4 protein-coding genes are annotated in these 14,590 nt (G+C 60.5%); 1 reads left to right on the forward strand and 3 read right to left on the reverse strand.

Features of this window, described 5'->3' with window-relative positions:
- Window positions 1-20: 20 nt before the first annotated feature.
- Together E3O56_RS03245 and E3O56_RS03250 are read right to left on the reverse strand one after the other, a co-directional pair.
- Window positions 21-1,046: an acyltransferase gene (locus E3O56_RS03245; protein WP_248127843.1), complete on the reverse strand. Its 1,026-nt coding sequence runs from the start codon at window positions 1,044-1,046 to the stop codon at window positions 21-23.
- 81 nt (window positions 1,047-1,127) lie between these two features.
- A complete protein-coding gene (locus E3O56_RS03250; RefSeq protein WP_032875951.1) occupies window positions 1,128-3,419 on the reverse strand; it encodes a fatty acid cis/trans isomerase in 2,292 nt (763 codons plus the stop codon).
- Between the two features lie 167 nt (window positions 3,420-3,586).
- Here E3O56_RS03250 and metH point away from each other — a divergent pair, with 167 nt between their 5' ends.
- The gene (gene metH, locus E3O56_RS03255; protein ID WP_103734331.1) at window positions 3,587-7,297 is read left to right on the forward strand and encodes a methionine synthase; all 3,711 of its coding nucleotides are present in this window, start codon (window positions 3,587-3,589) and stop codon (window positions 7,295-7,297) included.
- Between the two features lie 44 nt (window positions 7,298-7,341).
- Here metH and E3O56_RS03260 read toward each other — a convergent pair whose 3' ends face one another.
- The gene (locus E3O56_RS03260; RefSeq protein ID WP_248127845.1) at window positions 7,342-14,583 is read right to left on the reverse strand and encodes an NEL-type E3 ubiquitin ligase domain-containing protein; all 7,242 of its coding nucleotides are present in this window, start codon (window positions 14,581-14,583) and stop codon (window positions 7,342-7,344) included.
- Between the last annotated feature and the right edge of the window lie 7 nt (window positions 14,584-14,590).

Here is a 14,590-nt window from a genome sequence, read left to right on the forward strand (position 1 = left end):
TTCGCCGACCAGATCCCTGGTCACCGAGGCGCTGTCGAAAGGGGTGCCGGAGCATCAACGCCAAACCAGCGTGTGAGCGTGCGGTAGGCAGGCCTCTCCAGCCATTGGTAACTCACAAATGCGCCCAGTCCGATGATGACGATACATCCAGGCAATATGGCGTAAGGGTCGATCCCCGTGCGGTCGGCGATCCAACGCCCGGCGCTGAGCACCAACACGTGGAGTAGATAGACCGAGTAGGAGCAATCCCCGAGCACCTTCAACAAGCGCGCGCCCTGGAAGTAAGGTTCCAGTGCCACGCAACTGAAGACCACTATCGCGCTGGGCACTCCCCACTCCAGGGCTCGGGGTATGTCCGCGCCATGATCAATAGCCACCAGGGCCGCTGCGATACCCAACAATGCCAGCCACGGCTTGGCCCGGCATAGGCCGCGCCGATACAGCACGCCGATCACCACGCCCATCAGGAACTCGAAAATAATGTCCTCATGGTAGAAGCCACTGGCCAGGTCAACGGCGGGAGTGATGATGTAGCACACCAGATACAGCAGCGCTGCTACCACCCACAAGCGATAGGCCGCGGGCACCAGCAAGGCAAAGGCAAACAGGCAATAAAACAGCATCTCGAAATTCAGTGTCCACCCGACATCGAGCAGTGGGTAGACGCCGAAGCCTCCCGGGTTTTGGGCCGGTATAAAGAGCATCGACATGAGTACATGACCGGGTTCGAGCCGAGCCTCTGGAAAGATCGCAGGCACAACGGCAACCACGAGAATCATGAGCAGGGTATAGAACCAATACGCCGGAACAATCCTCGCCACGCGCATCAGCATGAAACGCCCGGGGTTCAGCGCTTTGTCGGCAGTCGCCAGGTAAATCACCAAGCCACTGATGACAAAGAACACATCCACCCCAATGGCGCCTTTGTCGACAAACAGAAATTCCAGCGCGTTGCTGGCTTCAAAGTTGAAAAACCCTTGCATGAAATGGTGGCCCACCACACTCCATGCCGCCAAGGCGCGTAGAAACTGCACTGAAATCAACATCGGTGTCCCCTGTCCAGTCCGTAGGTAGGTATCCGACTGCTTCAGCGCTCACTTGGAGAAATGACCGGACCAATACAGTAGTTATAGATTCTCGTAGCGGTTCATGTCCAATACACCCTCTTCCACTGGCGTGGTTTCACGAATGTACCGCGACAAATCGTGGAAGTATTGCCAGAACTGCGGATGACTGCGGCGTACCCCCCAGCGATCGACTATTTTCTCAAACCGCTTGGCATCCTTGGCCTGCTCCATTTGCGTGACGAATTGCGGCACCTCTTGAGCTGGAATGTTGAACATGAAGTTCGGGTAACTGCTCATCACCCCCGGATAGATGGTCAGTGTGTCGAGGCCCGGCTGGTAGCGATAAGCCTCACCCAACAGGAAAGCCACGTTACTGTGGGCACGGTTACGCAGCATGCTGTAGACCACGCGCTGGCCACTCTGGGTTTCGATGCGCAGCATGGTGGCTTCGGGCAACTGGTCGATCACCTTGAGCCCCGCCGCCGGGCGCGACGTCAGGCGGCTAAGCGCCTGTTCGGCGTCCTGCAAGGCCGGGTCGATACCGGTGCGCGAGCAATAGGCCCCGGTGCAGCGGTTGATCGGGTCCGGGCTGACGTTCAAACCGCCGTAACGCGTCAGCAGTTGGTTGGCAAAATCGCGCTTGGGATCTTTCTCGTCCAGATGCAGCCCCGTGGGCTTGTCGTCATCAATGGCTTCATAGTCCAGCCACAACTTGAGCTTGCCACTGTTCTGGTACCAGTCGTCAAGGAAGTCCTCGCGGGTGTCGGCCGGCATCAGACGCAGGAAGTTCTGTTCGGCGCCGTTGCGGATCAGGTCGAAGTACAAGCGCGTCTGGGCCTGGTGCGACACATTGCCGAACACGTCGAAGTTGACTGCCAACTGGTAATAAGTGCGCTCCAGCAGTGGGTAATCGAACAGCCACATCGTCTGCGGCACCTCACCGATCAGGCCCTTGGTCACCGAGGCGCTGTCGAAATGGCGAAAGATGGTCAGCAAGGCATTGTCATTACCCGCCCACAAGCTCGACCAACTCGGCGGCGGCACATCTGCGTAGCTATCGCGGCGCAACGCCTCATACTGATTACGCTTGTCGCGATAGGCCAGCCACAGGCCCAGCACACTGCCCACATCATCGTTTTGCCCAGGCATGGCCAACAATGGCGTGGCCTGGCCGCGGTAACGGGCATCGGTGATGTACAGGTCATGGTCCGGCTCCTGGAACAGTGTCCAGAAGTTGTCACGGATCACGTCCGTGGCGATCTGCCCACGGCATACAGGACCGCGGATGAAGGTGCGCACGAAGTATTCGGCGTTATCCAACATGAACTGATAACGCGCCTTGGCCGGTATGGCTTCGAAGGTTTCGAACGGGTTGGCACGGCGCCCCGGTCCGTAGCCCGGCAAGGCGCTCACCTGCCAGTCACCGGAATAGAACAGGTCTTTGATCCGTGCCATTTTCGCCGCGCTGAACGGGTAAGTGATGTGGGTTTTATGCACGATCACGCCCTGTACCGGCCACAGGCGGTAATAGACCTGAGTGCCTGGGTCATCGTTAGGACGACGGGTCGCGATCAAGTCGATCGGCTGCCCGCTCGGCGTACGCGAACGCACCCACTGGAAGTAATGCCCCGGCTCGCCGTTTTCGAAGTAAATGTGGGCGAGGAACAAATGCTCGTACAACCAGCGCGCCACCAGGCTTTGCCGGGCGCCCGGCTGGTTGAACAGGGTTTCCCATTGCTGCACCTGCAAGGCTTCCCTGGTGCTGGGAGCCAGACTCTGCTCATCAATCGGCGCACCGGAGGCCAGCCAGCGTTGCAGGGTCTGGTATTGCTGGTCGGTCAGGCCGGTGACGGCCAGCGGCATGCCCTCCTTGGGATGGGCGCCGGCATAGGCGTTGAACTCGCCGGGCGTCGCGCACATGTTTTGGCGGTTAAGGCCCAATACAATCTCGTCGGGCAGTTTGGCATTGGGTGGCAATGGCGCGTTATGCCCCAGCTCCAGCATACGTGCCATCAACGCAGCCTGGCTGCCCTGGGCATCCAGTACCGAATAGAAGCCCTTCTGCTGCCAGGCTTGTTTGCCGAACGCGTCATAGAACAGCCGTGTAGTCGGTGTGGCCTGGCTACGCTCGCCGTCGTACACCGGCACCTTGCTCGCGCCACGGGCCGCGCCCTCTGCGCTGCCAAGGTTGAGTTGGCAAGCAGAGTCGTAGCAGGCATGGCAGGCCACGCACTTCTCGGTGAAGATCGGTTGGATATCGCGGGTATAGGAAATCGCCGAAGCGCGGCCGTCAGCCTGCGCGGTACTGGCTATCAAGGCCAGGACGGCGCTGACGATCAAACGAAGTGACATGTATCGGGTCCCGATTCAAGGCGTGCGGTCTGTGAAGTGGCGGTGATTCTACCGGGCCATGACTGCCGACAACATGAGCGATATTCATGCACAACCCGGACATGCTCCAAATCGGCACAGGTTTGCTATGATTCACGCCCTCCGTAATGCCTGACCAGAGTAGTCCCATGCCCGATCGTAGCGCTCGCCTGCAAGCCCTTCACAAAGCCCTCAAGGACCGTATCCTGATCCTCGACGGTGGCATGGGCACGATGATCCAGAGCTATAAGCTTGAGGAGCAGGACTACCGGGGCAAACGCTTCGCCGACTGGCCGAGCGACGTGAAGGGCAACAACGACCTGCTGGTCCTCACTCGCCCCGACGTGATCGGCGGAATCGAGAAGGCCTACCTGGACGCCGGCGCCGACATCCTTGAAACCAACACCTTCAACGCCACGCGGATCTCCATGGCCGACTATGGCATGGAAGAGCTGGCCTATGAACTGAACGTGGAAGGCGCCCGCCTGGCGCGCAAGGTGGCCGACGCCAAAACCCATGAGAACCCCGCCAAGCCGCGTTTTGTCGCCGGTGTACTGGGCCCGACCAGCCGTACCTGCTCACTGTCCCCGGACGTGAACAACCCTGGCTACCGCAACGTGACTTTCGACGAACTGGTGGAAAACTACACCGAGGCCACCAAAGGTCTGATCGAAGGCGGTGCCGACCTGATCCTGATCGAAACCATCTTCGATACCCTCAACGCCAAGGCCGCGATCTTCGCCGTGCAAGGCGTGTTTGAAGAACTGAATATCGAACTGCCGATCATGATCTCCGGCACCATCACCGATGCCTCCGGCCGTACCCTGTCGGGCCAGACCACCGAAGCGTTCTGGAACTCGGTGGCGCACGCCAAGCCGATTTCGGTCGGCCTCAACTGCGCCCTCGGCGCAAGCGAACTGCGCCCGTACCTGGAAGAGCTGTCGAACAAAGCCAACACCCACGTTTCGGCGCACCCCAACGCCGGCCTGCCCAACGAATTCGGCGAATACGACGAACTGCCATCGGAAACCGCCAAGGTCATCGAAGAGTTCGCCCAGAGCGGTTTCCTGAATATCGTCGGCGGCTGCTGCGGCACCACACCGGGCCATATCGAAGCCATTGCCAAGGCCGTGGCCGGTTATGCGCCCCGCCCGATCCCGGACATTCCCAAGGCCTGTCGCCTGTCCGGCCTGGAGCCGTTCACCATCGATCGCAGCTCGTTGTTCGTCAACGTCGGCGAGCGTACCAACATTACCGGCTCGGCCAAGTTCGCTCGGCTGATCCGCGAAGACAACTACACCGAAGCCCTGGAAGTCGCCCTGCAGCAGGTGGAAGCCGGCGCCCAGGTGATCGACATCAACATGGATGAAGGCATGTTGGATTCGAAGAAGGCCATGGTCACCTTCCTCAATCTGATTGCCGGAGAGCCGGACATCTCCCGTGTGCCGATCATGATCGACTCCTCCAAGTGGGAAGTGATCGAGGCCGGCCTCAAATGCATCCAGGGCAAGGGCATCGTCAACTCCATCAGCATGAAGGAAGGCGTCGAGCAGTTCATTCATCACGCCAAACTATGCAAGCGTTACGGCGCTGCGGTAGTGGTGATGGCCTTCGACGAAGCCGGGCAGGCCGACACCGAAGCGCGTAAAAAAGAGATCTGCAAACGCTCCTACGACATTCTGGTGAATGAAGTCGGCTTCCCGCCGGAAGACATCATCTTCGACCCGAATATCTTCGCCGTCGCCACCGGTATCGAGGAGCACAACAATTACGCCGTCGATTTCATCAACGCCTGTGCCTACATCCGCGACGAACTGCCGTATGCGCTGACCTCCGGCGGCGTATCCAACGTGTCATTCTCGTTCCGCGGCAACAACCCGGTGCGTGAGGCGATCCACTCGGTGTTCCTGCTGTATGCGATCCGCAACGGCCTGACCATGGGTATCGTCAACGCCGGCCAGTTGGAGATCTACGACCAGATCCCGGTCGAGCTGCGTGACGCCGTGGAAGACGTGGTGCTTAACCGCACGCCGGAAGGCACCGACGCCCTGCTGGCGATTGCCGACAAGTACAAAGGCGACGGCAGCGTCAAGGAAGCCGAGACCGAGGAATGGCGTGGCTGGGACGTCAACAAGCGTCTGGAACATGCGCTGGTCAAGGGCATCACCACGCATATCGTCGAAGACACCGAAGAGTCGCGCCTGTCGTTCGCACGTCCGATCGAAGTGATCGAAGGCCCGCTGATGTCCGGCATGAACATCGTCGGCGACCTGTTCGGCGCCGGCAAAATGTTCCTGCCCCAGGTGGTGAAATCCGCCCGCGTAATGAAGCAGGCCGTGGCCCACTTGATCCCGTTTATCGAGCTGGAAAAAGGCGACAAGCCGGAGGCCAAGGGCAAGATCCTGATGGCCACGGTCAAAGGCGACGTGCATGACATCGGCAAGAACATCGTCGGCGTGGTGCTCGGGTGCAACGGCTATGACATCGTGGATTTGGGTGTAATGGTGCCTGCCGAGAAGATCCTGCAGGTGGCCAAGGAGCAGAAGTGCGACATCATCGGCCTGTCCGGCCTGATCACGCCGTCCCTGGATGAAATGGTGCATGTGGCCCGCGAGATGCAGCGCCAGGACTTCCACCTGCCGTTGATGATCGGTGGCGCGACCACCTCCAAGGCGCACACGGCAGTGAAAATCGAGCCCAAGTACAGCAATGACGCCGTGATCTACGTGACCGACGCCTCGCGCGCCGTGGGTGTGGCCACGCAGTTGCTGTCCAAGGAACTGAAGGCCGGTTTCGTCGAGAAAACCCGCCTGGAATACATCGACGTGCGTGAACGCACCTCCAACCGCAGTGCGCGTACCGAACGCCTGAGCTACCCGGCGGCCATCGCCAAGAAGCCGCAGTTCGACTGGAGCAGCTACACCCCGGTCAAACCGACCTTTACCGGCGCCAAGGTGCTGGACAATATCGACCTCAACGTCCTGGCCGAGTACATCGACTGGACGCCGTTCTTTATCTCCTGGGACCTGGCCGGCAAGTTCCCGCGCATCCTCGAAGACGAGGTGGTCGGTGAAGCCGCCACTGCGCTGTACGCCGATGCCCAGGAAATGCTCAAGAAGCTGATCGACGAGAAACTCATCAGCGCCCGCGCGGTGTTCGGTTTCTGGCCGACCAATCAGGTGCAGGACGATGACCTGGAAGTCTACGGCGACGACGGCCAGCCCATCGCCAAACTGCATCACCTGCGCCAACAAATCATCAAGACCGACGGCAAGCCGAATTTTTCCCTGGCCGACTTCGTCGCGCCCAAGGACAGCGGCGTGACCGACTACATCGGTGGCTTCATCACCACCGCCGGCATCGGTGCCGAGGAAGTGGCCAAGGCTTACCAGGACGCTGGCGACGACTACAACTCGATCATGGTCAAGGCCCTCGCCGACCGCCTGGCCGAAGCCTGCGCCGAATGGCTGCACCAGCAAGTGCGCAAAGAACACTGGGGCTATGCCAAGGATGAACAACTGGACAACGAGGCGCTGATCAAGGAGCAGTACAGCGGCATCCGCCCTGCCCCCGGCTACCCGGCGTGCCCGGATCACACCGAGAAAGCCCAGCTGTTCCAACTGCTGGACCCCGAGGCCCGTGAAATGCACGCCGGGCGCAGCGGGGTGTTCCTCACCGAGCACTATGCGATGTTCCCCGCAGCAGCAGTCAGCGGCTGGTACTTCGCCCACCCGCAGGCGCAGTACTTTGCCGTGGGTAAGGTCGACAAGGACCAGGTCGCCAGCTACACCGCGCGCAAAGGCCAGGACCTCAGCGTGACGGAGCGCTGGCTGGCGCCGAACCTGGGGTATGACAACTGAGGTTAAACCCCGACCACCCGGTTCGGCGCTCTTAAATTGCCGCTTCAGGGACGCCAGGACGGACCGGGCTGGGGTGACGACGGAGCGGGCGTGGCAGGTTCCATGCCCGATAACCGTTGTATCTCCGCCCGGGACAGCTCCATGCGTTTCTGAGTACGGGCGGCGGCCCGTTCGATCTCCAACTGGCCTATGGCTTGCTCATAGCGCGCCATGCTCTGGGCATCGCCCCGATCACTGTGCGCGTCCTCCAAGGCTTCATAACGGCGTGCCAGTTCGTCCTCAAGGGCCTCGAACTGTTCGGCGTAACGCTCATCCAGATAACGCAACCAGTACTCACGTTGAATCAGGCTTTCGACAAACGCATCGGTACTTTCAGTTGCCAGGATTTGTGCGCGTAACTGTGCCTGTAGCTCGGCATTGATCGGGTTTGCGAACGCCATGTAGGTCGGCTGCCCAGGCAGCTCCAGGCCGTCGGGCCAGCCGCGGGTCAAGCCGATCCGGTAACTCAAGCGCACCTCGGCCCGGTCCATGCCCACCGCGGCGGCTTCTGCGAGTTGATCGGCCCTGCTCAACCGAAACAACTGCCGCGACAGGTTCAGCAGCGCCCGGCCCCTGAGGTCGAGCCGCTGCTGTGGGATATCGCGCAAGGCGCGGTATTCGAACACCCGCACTTCCATCTCACTGAACGTGAGGATGCGGCCATCGATACAGGTGCCATGGGTTTCGGCTTCGATGAACAGGGTACCGCGCAACTCGGCATTTTCTGCGGCCCCCGCGATAACGCCCCATACCCGTTGCGTGAGGCTTGGACGATTGAGGTTGAATTCCGAGGTCAGGCGCAACAGCGAAATGAGGTGGAAAAACCGATCATGATCCTGCGCCTGTGCCAGTTGATTCCACAGCGCTGTTCGTTGTGTCGCCAACTCCGCTGAGGTATCGGCCAACCAGGGGTCAAGTGCCGGCTGCGCGGTATTTTGCAGCGGGTTTTCAATGCTCTCAGCCGGCAGGTAGCCGGCGTCCGGATCACTATCATCGTCGTCAGAACCAGAGCCCGAATCAGCATCGGAGTCGGAGTCCGGGTCCGACTCAGTGTCGGACCCGCCATAATTGCGACGATGGGCGCGGTCGAGTTCTGCTCGCGAAAAGCCCATGACCTCATTGGCCTCATGCGCCTCGGCGTAATTGCGCATTTGTTCAAGGGCTTGCGCGGTCAGGTTATGGTTATCGGACAGGTCCGTACCTGACACCAAGCCGTCGTGCGCGCCTTCGAGTAAAGACTGCGGGAAGGACACCAGCGCATTGCCGCTCAGGTTCAGCCGGGTCAGGTGCTGCGACTCCAACGCACCCTCGGGCCAGCTTGCGATGTCGTTGTAGCTCACGTCCAATGTCTCCAGGCGACTGAAGTCCCGCATATCAAAGGCCTGCAGGTTGTTATGATTCAAGTCCAACCAACGCAAGCGCTCACTGCGCAATCGAGCAGGCAACGACGGCGCTTGCGTGAAGGCGTTGTAGGCCAGTTCCAGACGCTCAAGCTGCTCCATGCGTTGAACGGCTTCGGGCAGTGCTGTCAGCTCATTACCACTGAGTATCAACCGGTTCAATGGGCCAAAGGCGGCTAAAAACCCGTTGCTGCCTTGCGCAGTGAGCTTGACCCCCGTCAGATTGAGGCTGCGCACATGGGTAAACGGCACGGAGAGCGCGGGAAAATCACCAGGTTGGGTCGCCTGCAAGCTCAACGTCTCGACCTCGCCAGCCGGGCGCCCTTCTACCACAGCCCGAACCCAGGATTCGCGGATCGCCTGCGCGGGGGTTACTCGCTTCAGACTGTCGAGACTGTCGCCAAAAGCGCGCGCCTCGCGGGTAAACAACCAACCATTCAACTCACGCGTCAGCACGTCATGGGTCTGATACCACCGAGCGACCTGCGTATCTATTTGCAGGTCGCTCAGCCCCGTCTCGCGCAGTTGCCTGACCCTGGCCATGGCTTGCTCTTGCGTCAAGAGCGGGCTTAACGCCCTTATCGCATTTTCCGGAACCCCCTCAAAGTGTCCATTACCCGATGGCAAGGGCAGCAAATAGTGCGCTACCGAACCTGCGGTGTGCTTCGGGGGAAACACCAGGGGTTCCTGATCCAGCGCAAACCGACTCAACGCTCCCTCAGGCAATCCTTTGGTCGTCTCGACCCGACGCCGCGCTGCATTGAGTACCGTCGTGCCTTCGACGCTCAACGGGTTGCCTGCCAACTCAGTGCGCATCAACACATCTGAATCATCAATCGCAAGCGGTGCAAGGCTCGTCAACTGATTGTCACGTAAGTCCAGGCAAGCCAATTGCGCGAGGTGTTCAGCGCCTTGCGGCCATTCCCGTAGCATCGATTCGCGCAGGTTCAGCGCCGTCAGGCGGGTCAGTGCGCTGACGTCGAGGGTGCCCAGCCGGTTATATTGCAGGCTCAGCACTTGCAGCCTGTTCAACCCATTGAATTGAGCCTGTACTGCCGGGGTCACTGCGATCTGGTTGTCGGACAAGTCCAGGTGTGTCAATTCCGGCAGGATGTCCGCACTGATCGGTACCTCAGTGAGGCGACTGAAGCGCAGTTCAAGGCTTTGCGTTCCGGCGAACGCCTGGATGAAACCACTGAGCTGATCAGGCGGCACATCCTCCAGCCAATTCACCTTTAACGTTTTGACATGCGAAAAGGTACCGGCCGGCAACACTGGCAATTCGCGGATTTTTTCAGCGACCAGGGGATTGGTCGGCGACATCTTTGGATCCGGCAGTTCAAACATCGAAATATCGATATCGGTCGGCAGGCCATAGCGTTGGCATACCGCCCCGCGCCAGCTTTTCTTCAGCAACGCCAGGATGCTTGCATTCTGCCCGTCCCTCCAGCGCACCCGGAGTACGGGGACCAAAGAGGGTTCGTAGAACGGCTTGAAAATGCCGAGGTGTTCTTCACGCAGCGCTTGCACGGCGTTCATCCGCGTTTGTGGCGTGTTCCACAGGCCCATGACCACGTCCGTCATTCGACGGCCGACAGGGACCTCGCCCATCAGCAGGCTCAATTCTCCGCGCGCAAAGCCTCTGACCATTTCGTCCAGGTTCGCCAGGTGTGGCCCGAACGACCCCGCATAATTCCTGACGTGCTCATAGGCTGGCTTGAAGTCTTCATAGCTGAACGTCGACCAGTCCAGCGATAACCCGCTCCATAACCGCTCGTACCCGCTATAGAGCTCGGCAGGCAACGTGGCAATGGCGGTCTGGGCCAGATCCAGTCGCTCCAGAAGCGGCAGTTTCTGCACATAGGCGGGCCATTGCATTGGCACGTTGGGCGCCACGATCTTCAAGCGTTTCAAGCGTTGCAAGGGGCTTAAATCCAGGCCGTTGAGGACGTGGCCGTCGTAGGCGAAATAACCGAGCTCCAGGTGTTCAAGGCCGGCCAGTGCCGTCAATTGCGACGATAACTGCGCGGTCAACTGATGTGCATCGAAGCTGACTGCCAAATGTTTGAGCCCTGTGAACTGTGCCAACACCTGGGGCACGCGGGTCAACTTCGGGCTGGCATCCGTGGTTTCTACGGTTGGGAAATAGGGCGGCCGCAAGGTCAGTTTTTCGAGAGAGGGAAACTGGCTCAGAAACCCATCGATATTGGTGTCATGCAGGGCCGTACCGAGAACAGATAGTTCACGCACGTATGAAAAGTTCGCCGTCAATGAAGGCAACGGTTCATTGAGGGTCAACGCCAAGGCATCGGCACTCGGCACTTTCCCGGCCAACCAAGAACGGCCCCAGCTACGCTTGAGCGCTTCCCCGGCGAGGAAATTGCTCTGACGATTGGCTACCGACGAGCGATTGACCCAATGATTGAGCGCGTCATGCAGCGCCTGGCGCTCTTCAAACAGCGCTTTCAACCTGCTGACGATTGCTCGGCCATCGTTCCCCGCCCGTACCAGCTCAAGGAAAAACGCATTGATCTGCACCTCATCCAGATCCGGATAGATTATGCGCACCTGATGAGCCAGCAGCGGGCTCACACTCGGCCCCCGCCCACTGGCCTGATAACCTATCAGCGTGTCGTTGATGCGCACCGGCGGCTTGAACCTGGGCACTTTTGGCTCCAGCCACGCCGAGGCCTCCAGACGATGCGCATCGGCTTGCTCGATCAGTTTGCGTTGCAACACGGCGTGTTGGCTGACCTGCGGCACTCCCAGGCTCTGGCGCGCCTCATCGGGCAAGGCATGCATCAGCGAGGCGAAAAAGTTGTCGCCCTCCGGTGCCAGACTGTTGAGTGCTTCGCCCCGCTCATCGAACGCCTGGTAGCTGGGGCCGTGCTTGACCAAGTATTTTTTCTGCGCCGCGGTGGGCGCACCAATGCTGTCGATCAGCGTGCCACGCGTGTGGGTGCTGCGCACTTCCAGGCGCAACGTATCCGGCCAGCCCGGCAGCGTTTGAAGGGCATGCAGCGCCAGCCGTCGGCTGTCGGCCGCGGCAATCGTCTCGCTACGCAGCCCGGCGTAGGCTCGGGCCAACCGTCCTTGTCGCGCATACCAGCGAGCTTCCTCGAGCATGTTCAAGGGTACGCGCGCGGTGGCGGCTAGCCGTTCAAGCTCATCGACACGGGCGTGGTCGAGCACCGTTTGCGCTGCCGCCTTGCTGAGCCCCGGGCAGGTGCGTTGCAGCAGGCTGATACGCTTGTCCAGCGGCTCGGTGCCGCCGTAGATACTGTCGAAAATCGCCGGCCTGCGCTGGCGCGCATAGTCGGCCAGTCGCTGGTTGAACCTCGCCTTGCGCGCGTCGAGGCTGCCTGGGCCGTCGGTGCCGAGCAACTGCACCCGCTCTGAATCGTCCAACGCCAATAGAATCCGCGCAGGCACTTCGCCGCCGAGAATATCGCTGCGCCCCACCTTGATCGGCAGCGCTGCGCGCCCTCCTTTAAACGAGCGGTGAGCACCATACTTGACCGACCGGCCGAAGGTACCGGCCCCCTCGAACACTTCCAGTACGCGCCCTCGCGGCCAACCGGGCATTTCAACGATCAACGGCAGCGCATACAGGTACAGGTCATCAATATCACGGGTACCCTCTAGTTGCTCGATCACCCGTGACACATCTGCATCCGCCTTGAACAGGCGCAGCGTATCAATCAGCTCGGGCGGCGCAAGCGTATGGTCCATATGCATCTTGCGCAGCGTGTTGTCGCTGACGCCGCTGACATCGGCGATCTTGAGCAACTCCTGGTCAGTGAATACCTCGGTTTGATGCCCCATGCGCCGCAACAGCGTCAACCGATCCCACTCCAGCGGGCGCTCCAGGGTATGCCGCCAGGCGCCGTGACCGTTGTGCTCAAGCACCGGTTGGTAGGCCTGGGGGTCGGAGGGGTGCTTGATCCGCCACTTCTGAATTGACTCGTCAAAGTATTGCTCGTAAACCTGAGGGCCTTGGCGGATATAGGTCCTGCCCTCTTTCACATACTGCCCTTGGGCGTTGGGGTAGGCGGCGCGGTCCAGGGTCACGGGGTGTTCATAACCACTCAGGCTCGGCTTCCACAAGCGTACCTGGCCATCGGGCCGCTTAACCTCGCTCAGTGCCTCGATCACCGGCTCGGCCTTGGCCGCTCGCCAGCGACTGACGCCCGCCCCCACACCGGCCATCACGGCGATCTGTGCCAGGTTCTCGGCCACGTCAATCAAGTGCGCCTTGGCCGCCTGGCGGTCACCTTCGCCCCATTCAATCGCACCTTCCAGGGTTTCATAGAGCAACTGCCCGGCCATCACCCCCATCATGACCTCGCCCAGCACCGGTACGAACATCGACACCATGTTCAACCCCAGCATGCCGATTTCCAGCAGGTGCGCCAGTTTGGCGTCACGGGCCTTGGCATCCACGTCCGCGGTGGGCACGGCATGGGCCCGTGCATCTGCGATTACCTGCTCGCGGTGTTGCTCGTAGAAGTACTGCCAAGGGTCGATGTTCGCCGCCCAGATCCCTTTACCGCGCCGCGTGCGCGTTGAGGGATCAAGGAAAGGGTCGGGGTTGGGTTCAAGCTTGGCAGGCGCCTCGGGAGGCAACTCCTTGATGCCGGTGATGAAGTGCGGCGTGGTGAAATCCAGCAATTTCTTCCACGGTGAGCGCCAGATGTCGGTGGGTGAGTCGGCGGCTTTCTGGGTGAACTGGCTGAAGTAGTAGGGCCGCTTGTCGTAGGGCACGAAGCGACTGAAAAACTGCTGGTACGGCGTCGGCGAGGGATCATTGGCCTTGGCCGGGTCGCGGGCGGTGAACAGGCGCTTGAATTCAGCCTGCATTTGCCGCCAGCGGTAGCGCTTGAGCGGATGCTCAGGGTCCTGGGGCACATAGATGATCAGCTCGTCCGGGTAGCTGTATTTCTTGCAGATCGAGAACACCATGCAGCCGGTCATCCGCAGCCGCATCAGGCCCAGGGTCCTGAACCAGACCTGCTTGTCGCCCATCCAGGGATGAATTTCACCCTCGATCACCGACAGCAGCATGCGGTGATCGGCCGGCTCGATATCGCCGGTCAACAGTGCCTGCTCGGCGGCGGCCCTGACGGCGGCCTTCTGATTGGCGATGAACTGGTCACGTAGGGTGACTTGCGCGCTGGCGTCTTCGGGGTAGAAAAATGATTGCAGGTAGGCCTGGTATTTGGCGCCGATATTGAGGTTTCGACACAGCGTCAAAAACTGGCTGACCTTCAGGTTGATCGCCACCGAGTGGTAGGTGCCGGAGGTGCCGGTGGCTTGCATGAACCCGGAGGTCTTGTGGTAAGCGCCCTCCTTGCACTCGTAGGCCTCAAAGTTGTGCAAGGCCGCTTCCAGCAGGGGCAGTTTCAAAAACTCGAAATCCCCCGCCTCGACTTCGGCAATCCCCACCGCCAGCGGGCGGCGCAGGCACAACAGGGTTTTGTCGACATCGAGGTCCAGTCGGTACTGATCCTTCAGGGCTGTGAGCAGCAAGGGCCGGGCGAAGTCGTCGATGCCCTGGAAGGAGGCCATCGTCTTGTCCAGTTGCGTCTGGGTGGTGAGGTTGGCAAGAAAACGGCCGGTCACCTCATTGCGTTGCTCAGGCGTGGCGTTCGCGAGCCACGCTGGCATGACCGTGCTGGCGTCCTTGAGCGCCTGCTTGCGGGCCGGCGTCGCGCTGATCAGCCAATCAGGACTGCTGCGCTCCAGGAAGTCACCGTGCAGGCTTTGGGTGGCGTTGAGCTTTTTCACCGGCTCAGGTACGTCGTTGGTTGGCACGCCCGGCGAAGAAAGCTGGGATGAAGAGTCCATCGTGTCA

The sequence above is a fragment of the Pseudomonas sp. W2Aug9 genome (assembly GCF_023127755.1).
Classification (GTDB): Bacteria; Pseudomonadota; Gammaproteobacteria; order Pseudomonadales; family Pseudomonadaceae; genus Aquipseudomonas; species Aquipseudomonas synxantha_A.

Bases quoted from the DNA above. Each gene is read 5' to 3' on its own strand.
- E3O56_RS03245 (WP_248127843.1), bottom strand. From the start codon at position 1,046: ATGTTGATTTCAGTGCAGTTTCTACGCGCCTTGGCGGCATGGAGTGTG.
- E3O56_RS03250 (WP_032875951.1), bottom strand. From the start codon at position 3,419: ATGTCACTTCGTTTGATCGTCAGCGCCGTCCTGGCCTTGATAGCCAGT.
- metH (WP_103734331.1), top strand. From the start codon at position 3,587: ATGCCCGATCGTAGCGCTCGCCTGCAAGCCCTTCACAAAGCCCTCAAG.
- E3O56_RS03260 (WP_248127845.1), bottom strand. From the start codon at position 14,583: ATGGACTCTTCATCCCAGCTTTCTTCGCCGGGCGTGCCAACCAACGAC.